The sequence below is a fragment of the Pseudomonas sp. CFSAN084952 genome (assembly GCF_009648855.1).
GTDB classification, from domain to species: Bacteria; Pseudomonadota; Gammaproteobacteria; order Pseudomonadales; family Pseudomonadaceae; genus Aquipseudomonas; species Aquipseudomonas paracarnis.
This window is the reverse complement of record NZ_CP045767.1, coordinates 5,251,371-5,266,702: the sequence shown is the minus strand read 5'-3', so window position 1 is coordinate 5,266,702 and position 15,332 is coordinate 5,251,371. Positions and strand designations below refer to the sequence as shown.

Annotated in this window: 16 protein-coding genes and 1 pseudogene; 6 read left to right on the top strand and 11 right to left on the bottom strand. The window is 60.2% G+C overall.

Annotated features, from left to right (window positions below):
• Positions 1-2 precede the first annotated feature (2 nt).
• The 4 genes from spoT to GH769_RS24090 all read right to left on the bottom strand — a co-directional run bounded on the left by spoT (position 3) and on the right by GH769_RS24090 (position 4,094).
• Positions 3-2,108 carry a bifunctional GTP diphosphokinase/guanosine-3',5'-bis pyrophosphate 3'-pyrophosphohydrolase gene (gene spoT / locus GH769_RS24105; RefSeq protein ID WP_003195510.1) on the bottom strand — a complete coding sequence of 702 codons (2,106 nt, stop codon included), beginning with the start codon at positions 2,106-2,108 and terminating at the stop codon, positions 3-5.
• Positions 2,109-2,168: 60 nt separating this feature from the next.
• Positions 2,169-2,432 carry a DNA-directed RNA polymerase subunit omega gene (gene rpoZ, locus GH769_RS24100; protein ID WP_003195508.1) on the bottom strand — a complete coding sequence of 88 codons (264 nt, stop codon included), beginning with the start codon at positions 2,430-2,432 and terminating at the stop codon, positions 2,169-2,171.
• Positions 2,433-2,599: 167 nt separating this feature from the next.
• On the bottom strand, positions 2,600-3,220 hold the full coding sequence (gene gmk, locus GH769_RS24095; protein WP_019818119.1) for a guanylate kinase: 621 nt from the start codon (positions 3,218-3,220) through the stop codon (positions 2,600-2,602).
• 10 nt (positions 3,221-3,230) lie between these two features.
• Positions 3,231-4,094, bottom strand: a complete 864-nt coding sequence (locus GH769_RS24090; RefSeq protein ID WP_014720484.1) for a YicC/YloC family endoribonuclease — start codon at positions 4,092-4,094, stop codon at positions 3,231-3,233.
• Positions 4,095-4,380: 286 nt separating this feature from the next.
• On the opposite strand from GH769_RS24090, the gene rph reads away from it, so the two are divergent.
• Positions 4,381-5,103 carry a ribonuclease PH gene (gene rph, locus GH769_RS24085; RefSeq protein ID WP_003195497.1) on the top strand — a complete coding sequence of 241 codons (723 nt, stop codon included), beginning with the start codon at positions 4,381-4,383 and terminating at the stop codon, positions 5,101-5,103.
• A 22-nt stretch (positions 5,104-5,125) separates the two neighbouring features.
• Entirely contained in the window at positions 5,126-5,494 is a 369-nt protein-coding gene (locus GH769_RS24080; RefSeq protein WP_003195495.1) for a DUF4870 domain-containing protein, read from the top strand.
• Between the two features lie 59 nt (positions 5,495-5,553).
• On the opposite strand, the gene GH769_RS24075 is transcribed toward GH769_RS24080, so the two are convergent.
• Complete coding sequence (locus GH769_RS24075; RefSeq protein ID WP_003195493.1) at positions 5,554-6,333, bottom strand: exodeoxyribonuclease III; 780 nt, start codon at positions 6,331-6,333, stop codon at positions 5,554-5,556.
• 82 nt (positions 6,334-6,415) lie between these two features.
• On the opposite strand from GH769_RS24075, the gene pyrE reads away from it, so the two are divergent.
• Complete coding sequence (pyrE, locus tag GH769_RS24070; protein WP_014720483.1) at positions 6,416-7,060, top strand: orotate phosphoribosyltransferase; 645 nt, start codon at positions 6,416-6,418, stop codon at positions 7,058-7,060.
• A gap of 166 nt (positions 7,061-7,226) precedes the next feature.
• Here pyrE and argB read toward each other — a convergent pair whose 3' ends face one another.
• From argB to coaBC, 4 genes and pseudogenes are all read right to left on the bottom strand, one after another.
• Positions 7,227-8,132, bottom strand: coding sequence for an acetylglutamate kinase (gene argB / locus GH769_RS24065; protein WP_003213275.1), 906 nt, complete (start codon positions 8,130-8,132; stop codon positions 7,227-7,229).
• A 20-nt stretch (positions 8,133-8,152) separates the two neighbouring features.
• Positions 8,153-9,559 (bottom strand): annotated as a pseudogene (locus GH769_RS24060) (phosphomannomutase/phosphoglucomutase); the annotation flags it as partial.
• Positions 9,560-9,813: 254 nt separating this feature from the next.
• Positions 9,814-10,269, bottom strand: coding sequence for a dUTP diphosphatase (gene dut, locus GH769_RS24055; RefSeq protein WP_014720481.1), 456 nt, complete (start codon positions 10,267-10,269; stop codon positions 9,814-9,816).
• Positions 10,270-10,274: 5 nt separating this feature from the next.
• A complete protein-coding gene (gene coaBC / locus GH769_RS24050; RefSeq protein ID WP_003195481.1) occupies positions 10,275-11,483 on the bottom strand; it encodes a bifunctional phosphopantothenoylcysteine decarboxylase/phosphopantothenate--cysteine ligase CoaBC in 1,209 nt (402 codons plus the stop codon).
• Positions 11,484-11,625: 142 nt separating this feature from the next.
• Between coaBC and radC the strand changes: the two genes are divergently transcribed.
• Positions 11,626-12,300, top strand: a complete 675-nt coding sequence (gene radC, locus GH769_RS24045; protein WP_014720480.1) for a DNA repair protein RadC — start codon at positions 11,626-11,628, stop codon at positions 12,298-12,300.
• A 54-nt stretch (positions 12,301-12,354) separates the two neighbouring features.
• Here radC and GH769_RS24040 read toward each other — a convergent pair whose 3' ends face one another.
• Positions 12,355-13,947, bottom strand: coding sequence for an ABC transporter substrate-binding protein (locus tag GH769_RS24040; protein ID WP_032901892.1), 1,593 nt, complete (start codon positions 13,945-13,947; stop codon positions 12,355-12,357).
• Positions 13,948-14,404: 457 nt separating this feature from the next.
• On the opposite strand from GH769_RS24040, the gene rpmB reads away from it, so the two are divergent.
• Both rpmB and rpmG read left to right on the top strand, forming a co-directional pair.
• Complete coding sequence (gene rpmB, locus GH769_RS24035) at positions 14,405-14,638, top strand: 50S ribosomal protein L28 (protein WP_003176907.1); 234 nt, start codon at positions 14,405-14,407, stop codon at positions 14,636-14,638.
• 11 nt (positions 14,639-14,649) lie between these two features.
• Positions 14,650-14,805, top strand: coding sequence for a 50S ribosomal protein L33 (gene rpmG / locus GH769_RS24030; protein WP_003176906.1), 156 nt, complete (start codon positions 14,650-14,652; stop codon positions 14,803-14,805).
• A gap of 129 nt (positions 14,806-14,934) precedes the next feature.
• Here rpmG and GH769_RS24025 read toward each other — a convergent pair whose 3' ends face one another.
• Positions 14,935-15,297 carry a cupin domain-containing protein gene (locus tag GH769_RS24025; RefSeq protein WP_014720478.1) on the bottom strand — a complete coding sequence of 121 codons (363 nt, stop codon included), beginning with the start codon at positions 15,295-15,297 and terminating at the stop codon, positions 14,935-14,937.
• Positions 15,298-15,332 lie beyond the last annotated feature (35 nt).

The following is a 15,332-nucleotide window of genomic DNA, read 5'->3' as shown; positions in this document are numbered from 1 at the left end:
GGTTATGCACGCATGCGGGTGATGCGGATCACACCGGTCAAGGCGCGCAACTTTTTGATCACGCGGGCCAGGTGCACACGGTCGTGCACGCTGACCACCAGTTGGACCACGCTGATGCGACCATCGCGTTCGTCCATGCTGATTTTCTCGATATTGCCGTCGGCGGCGTTGACGCTGCTGGCCAGCAGGGCGATGAGGCCGCGCTGGTGTTCCAGCTCAACCCGCAGCTCGACGTTGAATTCGCCGGTGACATCCTTGGCCCACGAGAGCTGGATGCATTTTTCCGGGTTGTGGCGGATTTCGGTGATGTTGCGGCAGTTGTCCAGGTGCACCACCATGCCTTTGCCGGCGGACAAGTGGCCGACAATCGGGTCACCCGGGATCGGCGTGCAACATTTGGCGTAGCTGAGCACCAGGCCCTCGGTGCCGCGAATTGCCAGCGGGCCTTCAGGGCTCGGCAACTGTTCACCTTCGCCCAGCAGGCGGCGCGCAACCACGTAGGCCATGCGGTTGCCCAGGCCGATATCTTCCAACAGGTCTTCGATGGTTTCCTGGCGGTACTCATGGAGCATCGCTTGCACGCGCTCTTGCGGGATCTTGTCCAGGGCGCTGTCGAAGCCGTTGAGCACTTTGTTCAGCAGGCGTTCGCCCAGGCTGATGGATTCGGAGCGGCGCTGCAATTTCAGCGCGTGGCGAATATGCGTACGCGCCTTGCCGGTGACCACAAAGTTGAGCCAGGCCGGGTTGGGGCGAGCGCCCGGTGCGCTGACGATCTCCACCGTGGAACCGCTTTGCAGTGGTTCGGACAGCGGGGCCAGGCGCCGGTTGATGCGACAGGCGATGCAGCTGTTGCCGACATCGGTGTGCACTGCGTAGGCAAAATCGACCGCCGTGGAGCCTTTGGGCAGCTCCATGATCCGGCCTTTGGGCGTGAACACGTAGACCTCGTCCGGGAACAGGTCGATCTTCACGCTTTCGATAAATTCCAGGGAGTTGCCGGCACGTTGCTGCATTTCCAGCACGCCCTTGACCCATTGGCGCGCACGGGCATGGGTGCCTTTGGGCTGCTCGTCGCCGCTGGACTTGTACAGCCAGTGGGCGGCGATGCCGTTGTTGGCCATCTCTTCCATTTCGCGGGTGCGGATCTGGATCTCGATCGGCACGCCGTGCATGCCAAACAGGGTGGTATGCAGCGACTGGTAGCCGTTGGCCTTGGGAATTGCGATGTAGTCCTTGAAGCGGCCTGGCAGGGGTTTGTACAAATTATGTACAGCGCCCAGCACGCGGTAGCAGGTATCGACCTTGTCGACGATGATCCGGAACGCGTACACGTCCATGATCTCGTTGAAGGCCCGGCGCTTGCCGCGCATCTTCTTGTAGATGCCATAAATGTGCTTTTGCCGACCGCTGACCTCGCCCTCGATCTCGTCGATCGCCAGGCAATGGCTCAGGGACTCTTCGATCTTGTTGACGATTTCCTTGCGATTGCCCCGTGCGCGCTTGACCGCCTGGTAGATGCGCGCCGAACGCATGGGGTGCATGGCTTTAAAGCCGAGGTCTTCGAATTCGATACGAATGGCGTGCATGCCCAGCCGGTTGGCGATGGGCGCATAGATTTCCAGGGTTTCCTTGGCGATGCGTCGGCGCTTTTCGCCGGACAGCACTTCCAGCGTGCGCATGTTGTGCAGCCGGTCGGCCAGCTTGACCAGGATCACCCGAATGTCTCGGGCCATGGCCATGGCCATCTTCTGGAAGTTTTCCGCCTGGGCTTCGGCCTTGGTCTCGAAGTTCATCTGGGTCAGCTTGCTGACCCCATCGACCAGTTCGGCCACGGTTTCGCCAAATTGCGCACTGAGCGCTTCCTTGGCAATGCCGGTGTCTTCGATCACGTCATGCAGCATCGCGGCCATCAGGCTCTGATGGTCCATGTGCATGTCGGCAAGAATATTGGCCACCGCAAGAGGATGGGTGACATACGCCTCGCCACTACGTCGGCGTTGGCCGTCGTGGGCTTGTTCGGCGTAGAAATACGCTCGGCGAACCAGGTTGACCTGGTCTGCGCCGAGGTAGGCCGATAAGCGATCGGCGAGGGCGTCTATGCTCGGCAAAGTGTGAACTCCTGCCGATGGCTGTGACCCCGCGCCGTGCTACGTCGACCAGGCATAGGCTTAGACGTCCTCGTTGGACTCGCCTTCGAACGCTGCAAACAGCGGTTCGTCTTCAACGATTTCGGCGTTGGCGATGAACTCGTAGCTCATCAGGCCTTCAGCGATTTCACGCAGGGCTACAACGGTAGGCTTGTCGTTTTCCCACTGGACCAGGGGCTCTTTGCCGCCAGTGGCCAGTTGACGGGCACGCTTGGTAGAGAGCATGACCAGCTCAAAGCGGTTATCCACGTGTTCTAGGCAGTCTTCAACGGTTACGCGGGCCATGGTATTCCTCGGAGCGAATGCAAGATGCGCGCTGCCCGGTTGGGCGAGCGGACTGAGCAGTTTAAAAAATCACCAGCGTTTAGGGAAGCGCTGATTTTTGGCAGGCCTTCGCAAAACCGCTACAAGTGCCAATGTAAGGCCCTTGCAGCTGTTTTGGGAAGAGCCAATCAGCCGAGCAATTCGGCGAGTAATTTGCCGAAACGTTGCTGTTGGCGCTTTTGCTGCAGTTGGTTGGCGCGGAAAATCGCCTTCAAATCGTCCAATGCGTGGGTAAAGTCGTCATTGATGATCAGGTAGTCGTAGTCGACGTAGTGGCTCATTTCGCTGACGGCCTCACGCATGCGACCTTCGATGATCTCGTCGCTGTCCTGGCCACGGTTGGTCAGACGCTGGTGCAGGGCTTGGAGCGAGGGCGGCAGGATGAAGATGGAGCGCGCCTTGGGCATCAGCTGGCGCACTTGCTCGGCGCCCTGCCAGTCGATCTCCAGAATCAGGTCGTGGCCTTCGTCCAGGGTCTGTTGCAGGTGGCTCTGCGAGGTGCCGTAGAGGTTGCCGAACACTTCGGCGCGCTCCAGGAAGTCACCGTGTTCGATCATCTTGACGAACTCGGTACGCTCGACGAAGTGATAGTGCACGCCGTCCACTTCGCCCGGGCGCATGGCGCGGGTCGTGTGCGAGACCGAAATGCGGATCTGCTCGTCAGCGTCGGTCAAGGCCTTGACCAGGCTGCTCTTGCCCGCGCCCGAAGGGGCGGAAATGATGTAAAGGGTGCCGGTGCTGTGGGTCATGGAGGGTGCCTTACTCAATATTCTGTACTTGTTCGCGCATTTGCTCGATCAACACTTTGAGGTTGACCGCCGCCGTGGTGCTGCGCGGGTCGAACGCCTTGGAGCCCAGTGTATTGGCTTCGCGGTTGAGTTCCTGCATCAGGAAGTCCAGGCGCCGACCGGCGGCACCGCCCGACTTGAGTACGCGGCGCACTTCAAGGATATGGGTACTCAGGCGGTCGAGTTCTTCGGCCACGTCGCTCTTCTGTGCGAGCAGGACCATTTCCTGTTCCAGGCGCGTCGGGTCGAGGTCGGCCTTCATGTCGGTGAAGCGGTCGAGGACCTTCTGGCGCTGGGTGGCGAGCATCTGCGGTACCAGTTCACGCAGGGTCACTACGTCGGCTTCGATCGACGTCAGCCGCTCGCTGATCAGGCGCGCCAGTTCGGTGCCTTCGCGCTCACGGCCGGCCTTGAGTTCCTTCAGGCCCTGGTTGAACAGGGCGAGGGCTTCGGCATTCAGGGCCTGTGGGTCAGCCGCGTCGGCCACCAGCACGCCGGGCCAGGCCAATACTTCCAGAGGGTTCAATGCGGCCGGCTGCTTGATCAGGCCGGCGATGGTTTCGGCAGCGGCCACCAGTTGGGCGGCGCGGTCGCGGTCGACCTGCAGCGGCTTGCCGGTGGTTTCTTCGGTAAAGCGCAGGGTGCATTCCAGCTTGCCACGGGAAATGCCCTGGCGCAGCGCTTCACGCACGGCGCCTTCGAGGTCGCGGAACGACTCTGGCAGGCGCAGGTGCGGCTCCAGGTAACGGCTGTTGACCGAGCGCAGTTCCCAGCTGAGGGTGCCTTGGGTCCCGGCTTTTTCGACACGGGCGAAGGCGGTCATGCTGTGCACCATGGAGGTACCTCGCGTTGGATAAATAGAAATTGGCCAGGCCGACCTGTAGGAGCGAGCTTGCTCGCGAAGAACGCAAGGCGCCGCGCTGAATCAGGAAGCCCCCGTAATTGTTGGCGTTTTTCGCGAGCAAGCTCGCTCCTACAGTCTGGAGGCGCAGGATTGTAGCGCAGTGGGAGGTAGGCGCCCAAACCCGGGCATTGGTAACCGGATTTTTTAGAAGTGCCCCGAACCGGCTTGCGGCTCTATAATGCTCGGCAGTTTTTCGTCCTCAGTACAGGTATCCCCTATGAAACGTCCAAGTGGTCGCGCTGCCGATCAGCTCCGCTCGATCCGCATCACCCGCAACTACACCAAACACGCCGAGGGATCCGTACTGGTCGAGTTTGGCGATACCAAGGTCATCTGCACTGTCAGCGTCGAAAACGGCGTGCCGCGCTTCCTCAAGGGCCAGGGCCAGGGTTGGTTGACCGCTGAATACGGCATGCTGCCGCGCGCGACTGGCGAGCGTAACCAGCGTGAAGCCAGCCGTGGCAAGCAAGGCGGGCGTACCCTGGAAATCCAGCGCTTGATCGGCCGTTCCCTGCGTGCTGCCCTGGATATGTCCAAGCTGGGTGACGTGACTCTCTACGTCGACTGCGACGTGATCCAGGCAGATGGCGGCACCCGCACGGCGTCCATCACCGGCGCCATGGTGGCCCTGGTCGACGCACTGAAAGTGATCAAGAAGCGTGGCGGCCTGAAAGCGGGTGACCCGCTCAAGCAGATGATCGCTGCTGTGTCGGTTGGCATGTACCAGGGCGAGCCTGTGTTGGACCTGGACTACCTGGAAGACTCGGCCGCCGAGACCGACCTCAACGTGGTCATGACCAGCACCGGTGGTTTCATCGAAGTGCAGGGCACTGCCGAAGGCGCGCCATTCCAGCCGGCTGAGCTGAACGCCATGCTGGCCTTGGCCCAGAAAGGCATGACCGAAATCTTTGAATTGCAGAACGCCGCGCTGGCTGACTGAGCCGGCCCCAAGGAGAAGCGCCATGAATGACAGCCAGTTGCCGGTCCCGGCCCCGTCCAAGGAAGTACGCCAGTGGGCAATGTTGTGTCATTTTGCGGCATTCCTGGGGTTGGTATTCCCCTTCGGCAGCTTGCTGGGGCCGTTGATCCTGTGGCAATTCAAGAAGGACATGGACCCGCTCATCGATGACCAGGGCAAGGAGGCGCTGAATTTCCAGATCACCGTGGCGATCGCCTGGCTGGTGTGCCTCTTGTTGGGCTTCGTGGTTGTTGGCTTCTTGCTGATGACCGTGCTGGTGATCGGGGCGTTGATACTGACGATCATCGCCGGTATCAAGGCCAACAAAGGCATTGCCTATCGCTATCCGTGGACCTGGCGCCTGGTCAAGTAACCGAACGGCCACAAAAAAACCGACATCAGTGTCGGTTTTTTTGTGCCTGGAAAACGACCTCAGATGGTCAATGTCCAGTCGTAGTCCACGATCAGCGGCGCGTGCTGCGAGAAGCGCGGCTGGCGCGGCAGGCGTGCACTGCGTACGAACCGGCGCAGGCCTGGGGTCAGCAGCTGGTAGTCGAAACGCCAGCCCAGGTTGAGCATCTCAGCCTGTTCGTTATCTGGCCACCAGCTGTACTGGTCGCCTTCGCGGCTGACTTCGCGCAGGGCATCGACATAGCCCATGTTGCCGACAATCTCGTCCATCCAGGCGCGTTCCGGCGCCAGGAAGCCTGGGGATTGCTGGCTGTCGCGCCAGTTCTTGATATCCAGCTTCTGTTGCGCCACGTACAGCGAGCCACAATAAATGTACTCGCGACGTTTACGTCGCTGTTTATCCAAGTAACGGGCGAAATCGTCCATTAGCTTGAATTTCTGGTTCAAGTCTTCATCGCCGTTCTGCCCGGAAGGAAGCAGCAAGGTCGCGATGCTGACCTTGTCGAAATCGGCTTGCAGGTAACGCCCGTAGCGGTCGGCTGTCTCGAAGCCGAGGCCGCTGATGACCGCCTTGGGTTGCAACCGCGAGTACAAAGCCACGCCACCTTGGGTGGGCACTTCGGCATCGCAGGCATAAAGGAAGTAGCCATCCAGTTGGAAGGCTGGGTCGTCCAGTTCAAAGGCGGAGGCACGGGTGTCCTGCAGGCAGATGACGTCGGCATTCTGTGCTTGCAGCCAACTGAGCAAACCACGCTCGACTGCAGCCTGAATACCATTAACGTTCACACTGATGATCCGCATAAATGGCCCCAAAAATCGCGTGCGTGTATGATACACGCCGTCCACCCAATTAGCTAAATCCGTGGTATCTGAGGCTTTTTTCATGCAGGCGTATCAGCGCGATTTCATTCGTTTTGCCATCGATCGCGGCGTTTTACGCTTCGGTGAGTTCACCCTCAAGTCCGGGCGCACCAGCCCGTACTTCTTCAATGCGGGCCTGTTCAACTCAGGTTCGGCCCTGGCTCAGCTGGGCCGTTTCTATGCGGCAGCCATCGTTGAGAGCGGTATTTCCTTCGACGTACTCTTTGGCCCGGCCTACAAGGGTATTCCCCTGGCAGCGGCGACGGCGGTAGCGCTGGCGGAGCATCACGGGCAGGACTTGCCGTGGTGTTTCAACCGTAAGGAAGCCAAGGCCCATGGTGAAGGTGGCAGCCTGGTCGGCGCGCCATTGACCGGCGAGGTGCTGATCATCGATGACGTGATCACCGCGGGTACTGCTATCCGTGAAGTGATGCAGATCATCGCTTCCCAGGACGGCGCCAAGGCTGCCGGTGTACTGATCGCCTTGAACCGTCAGGAACGCGGCAACGGTGAGTTGTCGGCGATCCAGGAAGTGGAGCGTGACTTCGGCATTCCGGTGGTGAGCATCGTGTCGTTGAACCAGGTGTTGCAGTTCCTGGAAGATGACCCGCAGCTCAAGCAGCATTTGCCGGCGGTGCGTGCCTACCGCGAGCAGTTCGGCGTCTGACACTGAATCCTGTGGGAGCGGGCTTGCCCGCGATAGCGGTGTGTCAGGCGGTGCATTTTAGAATGTACTGCCGTCATCGCAGGCAAGCCAGCGCCCACATTTGAACTGTGTACAAACAAAAAGCCCCGCTCAATTCGATTGAGCGGGGCTTTTTGCTTTGCAGCGGTTAAGGACGCTTGCGGTTACTGATCAGCGTGCCCACACCAGTATCGGTGAAGATTTCCAGCAGGATTGCATTTGGCACGCGGCCATCCAGGATCAGCGAGCTGCCGACGCCGCCCTGCACCGCTTCCAGTGCGCAACGGATCTTCGGCAACATGCCGCCGTAGATGGTGCCGTCGGCGATCAGGTCGTCTACCTGCTGGGTAGTCAAGCCGGTCAGTACCTTGCCTTCCTTGTCCATCAAGCCGGCGATGTTGGTCAGCAGCATCAGCTTTTCAGCCTTCAGTGCTTCCGCCACCTTACCGGCTACCAGATCGGCGTTGATGTTATAGGACTCGCCATTAGCACCCACGCCGATCGGCGCAATTACCGGGATGAAGTCGCCCTTGACCAGCAGGTTGAGCAAATCGGTGTTGATGCCGATGACTTCGCCCACCTGGCCGATGTCGATGATTTCCGGCTGGGTCATCTCCGGCGTCTTGCGGGTCACGGTCAGTTTCTTGGCGCGGATCAGTTCCGCATCCTTGCCGGTCAGGCCGATGGCGCTGCCGCCGTGGCGGTTGATCAGGTTGACGATGTCTTTGTTGACCTGGCCGCCGAGGACCATTTCCACCACGTCCATGGTTTGCGCGTCAGTGACGCGCATGCCATCGATGAAGTGACTCTCGATGGACAACCGCTTGAGCAGGTCGCCGATTTGCGGGCCGCCGCCGTGGACGACCACGGGGTTGATCCCTACGGCCTTCATCAGCACGATGTCGCGCGCAAAGCCGGTTTTCAGCTCATCGCTTTCCATGGCATTGCCGCCGTACTTGATCACCAGCGTCTTGCCGACGTAGCGTCGAATATAAGGCAACGCTTCGGACAGGACCTTGGCGGTGTTGGCAGCGGCTTCGCGTTCGAGGGTCATTCAGGGCTCCGGGCAAAAAATCAGAACGGTAATTGGAGATCAGGGGCAACACGTTTCAACTGGGCGTGGAACACGTCCTTGATGCGCTGCAACTCAGCCTCGGTATCCGCCTCGAAACGCAGGACCAGCACCGGTGTGGTGTTGGACGCGCGAACCAGGCCCCAGCCTTTGGCGTAATCGACTCGCACACCATCAATGGTGGTCAGGTTGGCGCCTTCACCCCATTGCGCATCGTGCAATGCGTCAATGATGCTGAATTTGCTCTCCTCGGTCACATGGATATTGATTTCTGGCGTAGAAATATCATTCGGGAAGGTCTGAAACAGCTCTTCGGCCGTGGATTTCTCCTTGCTGAGGATCTCCAGCAGGCGAGCGGCGCTGTAAATACCATCATCAAACCCGAACCAGCGCTCCTTGAAGAACACGTGGCCGCTCATTTCACCGGCCAACAGCGCGCCGGTTTCCTTCATTTTCTTTTTGATCAACGAGTGACCGGTCTTCCACATTAGCGGGCGACCGCCGTACTCCTTGATCAATGGCGTCAGGCGACGCGTGCATTTCACGTCGAAGATGATCTCGGCGTTGGCATTGCGCGCAACCACGTCGCGGGCAAACAGCATCAACAGGCGGTCCGGGAACACGATCTCGCCGGTTTCGGTCACCACGCCCACACGGTCCCCGTCGCCATCGAAGGCCAGGCCGACGTCGGCGCCCACTTCCTTGACCTTGGCGATCAGGTCCACCAGGTTTTCCGGCTTGCCTGGGTCTGGGTGATGGTTGGGGAAGTTGCCGTCCACTTCGCAGAACAGTGGGATCACTTCGCAGTTCAGGGCTTCGAGCAATTGCGGGGCAATCACACCCGCTGCGCCGTTGCCGCAGTCCACCACGACTTTCAAGCGGCGGGCGAGCTTGACGTCACGGGTGATTTCATCGGAGTAGCGTTGCAGGATGTCAACCTTGGTGATGGTCCCTGTGCCGCGGGTCAGGTCGTTGGTCTTCAGGCGGGTGTGCAGGGCCTGGATCTGCTCATTGGCCAGGGTGTCGCCAGCGATGACGATCTTGAAGCCGTTGTAGTCCGACGGGTTGTGGCTGCCGGTAAGCATGACCCCGGATTTGCCCGCCAGTACGTTGGCGGCGTAGTACAGCGCGGGGGTTGGCACCAGACCGACGTCGCTGACGTGGCAGCCGCTGTCAGCCAGGCCCTGGATCAGTTGCTCGACCAGCTCCGGGCCAGACAAGCGGCCGTCACGGCCTACCGAAACGTTGGGTTCGCCTTGGGCCAGACTCTGGGAGCCGATGGCGCGGCCGATCCAGTAGGCGGTTTCGGCGGTCAGGGTCTTGGGGACCACACCACGGATGTCATAGGCGCGAAAAATGCTGTCGGGAAAGGTCGGGGCTACGCGGGCTGCGGTACTCATCGCGGGGGAAACTCCATCTGAAAGGGGGCAAGGCGGGCCTGATGTGGCTGGCCGGCAGGCTCAAACTGAAGGGTATGACGGCGTTTTCGGCAGAGAGTTCGTGGTGTAAAAATGCCATCGGCGCTTCGGCGCTAGCATTATTTTTACGTAGTCCTTTGATTTCATTAGAGAAATCTCGATGATTATTTCCGCGCATTCTTCATCCTGAAAAGCCGGGCGGTGGCGCGTGGCCGGACGATTGCATCCGGCCACGTTCAGCTTAGTCAGTGACTGCCGGAATGCCCAAAACCGCCTGCGCCGCGTTGGGTTTCATCGAATTCCTGCACCAATTCAAAATGCGCCTGCACCACCGGCACCAATACCAGTTGGGCGATGCGCTCGCCGACGGCGATGTTGAAAGCAGTCTGGCCACGGTTCCAGCACGACACCATCAACTCGCCCTGGTAGTCGGAGTCGATCAGGCCGACCAAGTTGCCGAGCACGATGCCATGTTTGTGACCCAGGCCGGAGCGCGGCAGGATCAGCGCCGCCAAGCCAGGATCGCCGACATAGATCGACAGGCCAGTGGGAATCAGGATGGTTTGGCCCGGCTCAAGGACGGTGTCCTCCTTGAGCATGGCGCGCAGGTCCAGGCCGGCGGAACCCGGCGTGGCGTAGGCCGGCAGAGGGAATTCGTTGCCGAGGCGTGGGTCGAGAATCTTGGCTTGCAAAGCGTGCATGGACATTAAACCTGGTTCAGCCGTTGGGCGATAAAAGAGATCAGTTGGCGGGCAATCTTGCCCTTGCTGGTCTGGGCGAAAAGGGTGGCGTGCAGTTCGCGGTCGATCACGCTGCACGCATTTTCCTCGCTGTTGAAGCCGATGCTCGGGTTGGCGACATCATTGGCAACGATCAGGTCGAGGTTTTTGTCTTTCAGTTTGCGTGCGGCGTAGTCCAGTAGGTGCTCGGTCTCGGCAGCGAAGCCGACGCTGAACGGACGGTCTGGACGGGTTGCGATGGTGGCCAGGATGTCCGGGTTACGCACCATTTGCAGGAGCAGGCCGTCGCCGCTCGTAGGGTCTTTCTTGAGCTTCTGCGGGGCCACGACCTCCGGGCGGTAATCCGCAACCGCTGCCGAGGCGATAAACAGGTCGCAGGGAATGGCGGCTTCGCAGGCCGCCAACATGTCCCGGGCGCTGACTACGTCGATCCGCGTGACGCGATCAGGGGTGGGCAGATGCACGGGACCTGTGATCAGTGTGACCCGTGCGCCTGCCTCGACCGCGGCTTCTGCCAACGCGAAGCCCATTTTTCCTGAGCTATGGTTGGTGATGTAGCGGACCGGGTCGATGTTTTCCTGGGTTGGGCCGGCGGTGATCAGCACGTGCTTGCCGGTCAGGGCCAGATGCTGGAAGCACTCGGCGGCGCACTGCGCCAGGTCCGTGGCTTCGAGCATGCGGCCCAGGCCGACGTCGCCGCAGGCCTGGCTGCCGGACGCCGGGCCGAACACCTTGAGGCCGCGGGTTTGCAGGAGTTGGGTATTGGCCTGGGTGGCCGGATCGCGCCACATGGCCTGGTTCATGGCCGGAGCGATAGCGACGGTGGCGTCGGTGGCCAATACCAGGGTGGTGAGCAGGTCATCGGCAATGCCCTGGGCCAGGCGGGCGATCAGGTCGGCAGTGGCCGGGGCTATCAGCACCAGGTCGGCCCATTTGGCCAGTTCGATATGGCCCATGGCGGCTTCTGCGGCCGGGTCCAGCAGGTCGAGGTGAACCGGGTGGCCGGACAGGGCTTGCATGGTCAGCGGGGTGATGAACTCACTGCCACCACGGGTCATGACCACGCGCACTTCGGCGCCCTGGTCCAGGAGCCTGCGAACCAACTCTGCGCTCTTGTAGGCGGCAATGCCGCCGCCGACGCCGAGAACGATGCGTTTCCGATACAGACGCTGCATTGGTTTGCCTTTCCAGTTCAGTGATGCCAGTTCAGTGACGCCTGCGATGACCCCTCCCCAGGTGAAATCGCCGGCAAAAAAGAGGGCCCTACGATAACACAGCGCCCGCCGGGCAACAGCGGAGCAGATACAGGGAGGTGGGATGAGTATTCGTGATTGGCCCGTGGCGGAGCGTCCGCGGGAGAAATTATTGGAAGGCGGCGCAGCGAGCCTGTCCGATGCCGAGCTGTTGGCGATTTTCCTGCGTACGGGGGTTGCCGGCCGAAGTGCGGTGGATCTGGCGCGCCATCTGTTGGCGCAATTCGGTGGCCTGCGCCCGTTACTGGAGGCCAGCCAGACGTTGTTCAGCCAGCATTTGGGGCTGGGGCCGGCGAAGTTCGCCCAACTGCAGGCGGTGCTGGAAATGTCCCGGCGCCACTTGGCTGAGCGCTTGCGGGCTGACTCGGTGCTGGAGAGCCCGTTGGCCGTGCGCGAATACCTCAAGGCGCTGCTGCGCCATGAGCCCCATGAGATATTCGGTTGCCTGTTTCTGGACTCCAAGCATCGGGTGCTGGGGTTCGAGGTCATTTCCCAGGGCACCATCGACGCTGCGATTGTCTATCCGCGACAAGTGGTCAAGCGCGCCTTGGCGTACAACGCGGCGGCGTTGATCCTGTGCCACAACCACCCGTCGGGGAGCGCGGAGCCCAGCGCGGCTGATCGAAAATTGACCAAGCTGCTGCAAAAGGCGCTGGACGTGGTGGATGTGCGGGTGCTGGACCATATCATCGTGGGCGATGGCGACCCGCTGTCGATGGCTGAATACGGTTGGCTGTAACGGTCCTGCCTCTGTAGGAGCGAGCAAGTTCGCTCCTACAGGTGGGAGTGTGCCTTAGGGCTTGAGGCTGACTTTCGAATAGTCCTGGCGCCCGAACGGGCTTACCTGGTACCCCTGGATGTTCTTGCGGGTCAAGGCAAACGCCGTCGGATGCGCCAGTGGCAGCCACAGCGCCTGTTGCTGGATCTGCGCCTGGGCCTGCTGATACAGCTTGCTGCGCACACCTTGCTCACTGGTGGTTTTGCCCGCGCTGATCAACTTATCCAGGGTGGGGTCGCAATAGCGGGCAAAGTTGGTGCCGGACTTCACCGCTGCGCAGGAGAACTGCGGCGTCAGGAAGTTATCCGGGTCGCCGTTGTCGCCGGCCCAGCCCATGAACAGCAAGTCGTGCTCGCCGGCCTTGGCGCGGCGGATCAACTCGCCCCATTCGATCACGCGAATCTCGGCCTGGATGCCAACCTTGGCCAGGTCGGCCTGCAACAGTTGGGCGCCGAGGTTCGGGTTGGGGTTCAGCAGGCTGCCCGTAGGGCGGGTCCATATTGTGGTCTTGAAGCCGTCCTTGAGCCCGGCGCGGCCCAGCAGCGCCTTGGCTTTGGCGAGGTCCTGCGGGTAGCCTGGCAACTCCTTGGCATAGCTCCAGGTGTTCGGCGGGTAGACACCGTTGGCTGCTTCGGCGGTGCCTTCGAACACGGCCTTGAGGTAGCTGCCCTTATCAAAGGCCAGGTTGATCGCCTGGCGCACTTCGGGCTTGTCCAGCGGTGGGTGCTGGCTGTTGATGGCGACGAACGCGGTCATGAAGGCGGCGGTTTTTTCCACCTTCAGCGCCGAGTCTTTTTCGGCCTCGCCCACATCCAGGGGCTTGGGTGACAGGGCGATCTGGCATTCATCGCGGTGCAGCTTCTGCAGGCGTACGTTGGCGTCCGGGGTGATGGCGAAAATCAGGTTATCCACCGCCGGTTTGCCGGCGAAGTAGTCCGGGTTGGCCTTGTAACGCACCACGGCATCTTTCTGGAAACGCACGAACACAAACGGGCCGGTGCCGATTGGCTGGCTGTTGAGCTTCTCGGGTGTGCCGGCCTTGAGCAATTTATCGGCATATTCAGCCGGATAGATCGAGGCAAAGCCCATGCTCAGTGCTGGTAAGAAGGTGGAATCGGCATGGTCGAGGGTGAAGCGCACGGTCAGTGGGTCAAGGGCGTCGATTTTCTTGACCAGTTTGGGCAATTGCAGGGATTGGGCGTGAGGAAAGCCGCTCTGGGCGATCTTGTGCCACGGGTTGGCCGGGTCGAGCATGCGCTCGAAGCTGAAGCGCACGTCTTCGGCGGTCAAGGTGCGGCTTGGGCTGAAATAACTGGTGCGATGGAATTTCACATCGGGGTGCAGTTTGAAGGTGTACGTCAGCCCATCGGGCGACACTTCCCAGCTGTCTGCAAGGCTCGGTACCAACTTGCCACTGGCCGCGTCGAATTCCACTAAACGGTTCATCAGCACGTCGGCCGAGGCGTTGGTGGTGGTCAGTGAGTTGTACTGCACCACATCGAAGCCTTCGGGGCTGGCCTCGGTGCATACGCTCAAGTTGGTGGCCGCAACGGCCATCGGCGCAATAAAGAGAGGGGCAAGCAATAGCGGTAGGGCAGCGAGGCGCATATTCGGTTTCCTGTGCAGATCGAAGGCCCATCTGCGAGTGCAGTCTGGAAAAAGCCTACCGTAGAGGTCTGATTGATAAATGACTAGCCCATTTTTGCCTGTGCTTTTGGCCAAAATGCTGTTTTGATGGCGCCTCAGCGTGTTTCGCCGTGCACTTCCCTGTGACCGCAGGCGTTGTAAATCATTCTGTGCGACGAGCGGTCGGCTGTTACAGCGGCCCCTCCTGGCAGCGGTTCAGGCACTTGTGGCCAAGATTTACGCTGCTAAAAGTACACAGGTTGTTGTTGCACTGGGGTCTTTCTGGTATAAAGCAGCGCTCTTTTCTAGGGGCCCGGTTCCTTCACTGTAGGTGTAGCCGGTAAGACCCTAAAGAAACGCGGCGCCTGGCGCCAAATGACTGAGAGATTAAGCGGCCAACCCATGCCGGGTTGGGCATGTGGTTTTAGAGGGCTGAGGCATGTCGAGAGTCTGTCAAGTTACCGGTAAGGGTCCGGTGACTGGGAATAACATTTCCCACGCAAATAACAAAACCCGTCGTCGTTTCCTGCCGAACCTGCAGCATCACCGCTTCTGGGTTGAAGAAGAGAAACGTTTCGTGCGTCTGCGCGTATCTGCTAAAGGCATGCGTATTATCGACAAGCGTGGCATCACTGTCGTGCTGGCCGAAATCCGCGCCGCTGGCAAGATCTAAGGAGCTCTATCATGCGTGAATTGATTCGAATGATCTCTAGCGCCGGTACTGGTCACTTCTACACTACCGACAAGAACAAGCGTACTACCCCGGACAAGCTCGAAAAGAAAATGTTCGACCCGCGCGTTCGCAAGCACGTGATCTACAAAGAAGGCAAAATCAAGTAATTGATTTTCCTCCTTGTGAAAAAAAGCCCGTATCTCACGATGCGGGCTTTTTTTTGCCTGATCGTTCCCACGCTCTGCGTGGGAATGCCGTCTCGGACGCTTAGCGTCCCGTTGTCGATCAATCAATGATCAGGCTTTCTCTTCAAACACCACGTAGATCTTGCGGCACGCTTCCAGCACTTCCCAGGTACCGCTGAAACCGGCAGGGATCACAAAGCGATCGCCGGCCCGCAGGGTCTTGGCATTCCCCTCGGCATCACGCAACACCGACACGCCTTGCACGATCTCGCAGTACTCATGCTCGGTGTAGTTGACCTTCCACTGGCCCACTTCACCTTCCCAGACGCCGGCGTTCATCTGGCCGCATGGGCTGTTGTAGTGGTTGTAGAGTGTCTGCTCGGGATCGCCCTTGAGGATTTTCTCGGCGGCAGGGCGGTAGCGTTCGGGGGCGGTGTTGGCTTGGCTGAAATCGACGATGTCCTGGATGCTCATGTGCATTTCCCGTCTGGCCTGCGGTTGGAGAGTCC

Coding starts and splice junctions, on each gene's coding strand:
- dut (WP_014720481.1), bottom strand. CDS start 10,269: ATGCACGCTTTGCAAGCCAAGATTCTCGACCCACGCCTCGGCAACGAA.
- gmk (WP_019818119.1), bottom strand. CDS start 3,220: ATGACCCACAGCACCGGCACCCTTTACATCATTTCCGCCCCTTCGGGC.
- pyrE (WP_014720483.1), top strand. CDS start 6,416: ATGCAGGCGTATCAGCGCGATTTCATTCGTTTTGCCATCGATCGCGGC.
- rph (WP_003195497.1), top strand. CDS start 4,381: ATGAAACGTCCAAGTGGTCGCGCTGCCGATCAGCTCCGCTCGATCCGC.
- rpmG (WP_003176906.1), top strand. CDS start 14,650: ATGCGTGAATTGATTCGAATGATCTCTAGCGCCGGTACTGGTCACTTC.
- rpoZ (WP_003195508.1), bottom strand. CDS start 2,432: ATGGCCCGCGTAACCGTTGAAGACTGCCTAGAACACGTGGATAACCGC.
- argB (WP_003213275.1), bottom strand. CDS start 8,132: ATGACCCTCGAACGCGAAGCCGCTGCCAACACCGCCAAGGTCCTGTCC.
- coaBC (WP_003195481.1), bottom strand. CDS start 11,483: ATGCAGCGTCTGTATCGGAAACGCATCGTTCTCGGCGTCGGCGGCGGC.
- rpmB (WP_003176907.1), top strand. CDS start 14,405: ATGTCGAGAGTCTGTCAAGTTACCGGTAAGGGTCCGGTGACTGGGAAT.
- GH769_RS24040 (WP_032901892.1), bottom strand. CDS start 13,947: ATGCGCCTCGCTGCCCTACCGCTATTGCTTGCCCCTCTCTTTATTGCG.
- GH769_RS24080 (WP_003195495.1), top strand. CDS start 5,126: ATGAATGACAGCCAGTTGCCGGTCCCGGCCCCGTCCAAGGAAGTACGC.
- radC (WP_014720480.1), top strand. CDS start 11,626: ATGAGTATTCGTGATTGGCCCGTGGCGGAGCGTCCGCGGGAGAAATTA.
- GH769_RS24090 (WP_014720484.1), bottom strand. CDS start 4,094: ATGGTGCACAGCATGACCGCCTTCGCCCGTGTCGAAAAAGCCGGGACC.
- GH769_RS24025 (WP_014720478.1), bottom strand. CDS start 15,297: ATGAGCATCCAGGACATCGTCGATTTCAGCCAAGCCAACACCGCCCCC.
- GH769_RS24075 (WP_003195493.1), bottom strand. CDS start 6,333: ATGCGGATCATCAGTGTGAACGTTAATGGTATTCAGGCTGCAGTCGAG.